The 1032-nt window shown below is 71.3% G+C and carries 1 protein-coding gene; it reads right to left on the bottom strand.

Annotated elements, in window-relative coordinates; all coding sequences use genetic code 11:
- Window positions 1-1032 (bottom strand): beta-ketoacyl synthase N-terminal-like domain-containing protein (locus ACZ56B_RS32905; RefSeq protein WP_468798780.1); only part of this gene is annotated, 1032 nt, incomplete at both ends.

The following is a 1032-nucleotide window of genomic DNA, read 5'->3' as shown; positions in this document are numbered from 1 at the left end:
AGGTTGGACTTCACCGACCCCAGCCACAACGGCTCACCGGCGTCACCGCGCGCCTGCCCGTAGGTGGCGAGCAGCGCCTGCGCCTCGATGGGATCACCCAGGCGGGTACCGGTACCGTGCGCCTCGACGGCATCCACCTCCGCGGCCGTGAGCCGGGCGGACGCCAGAGCCTGCCGGATGACACGCTGCTGGGACGGACCGTTGGGCGCGGTCAGCCCGTTCGACGCACCGTCCTGGTTGACCGCGCTGCCCCGCACCACCGCCAGCACCGGCCGGCCCAGCCGACGCGCCTCACCCAGCCGCATCAGCACCAGCACACCGGCACCCTCGGCCCACCCCGTACCGTCCGCCGACTCCGCGAACGCCTTGCACCGCCCGTCCGCCGCCAGACCCCCCTGCCGGGAGAACTCCACGAACGTCGCCGGCGTCGCCATCACCGTCACCCCACCCGCGAGAGCCGTGTCGCACTCCCCCGACCGCAGCGACTGACACGCCAGATGCAACGCCACCAACGACGACGAACACGCCGTGTCCACCGTCACCGCCGGACCCTCGAAACCGAACACGTACGCCACACGGCCCGAGAACACACTGCCCGCGTTGCCGTTGGCCAGAAGACCCTCCACCTCGTCCGGCGTGGCGGGCAGCCTGGAGGCGTAGTCGTGGTACATCAGGCCCGCGAACACACCCGTCCGCGACCCCCGCAACGACAACGGATCCACACCCGCCCGCTCCAACGCCTCCCACGACGTCTCCAGCAGCAGCCGCTGCTGCGGATCCATCGCCAGCGCCTCACGCGGACTGATCCCGAACAACCCGGCGTCGAACTCCGCCGCGTCGTGCAGGAAACCACCCTCCCGCGCCAGCGACGTCCCCGGACCCTCACCGAACAGTCCCGGCAGGTCCCAGCCCCGGTCCACCGGGAACCCCGACACACCGTCACCACCGGACGCCACCAACTCCCACAACGCCTCCGGCGAATCCACCCCACCGGGGAAACGACACCCCATCCCCACAATCGCGATCGGCTCG

Source organism: Streptomyces sp. NPDC034670 (genome assembly GCF_055574875.1).
Note: the sequence above shows the minus strand (reverse complement) of the source record. Positions and strands in the feature narration are given on the sequence as shown.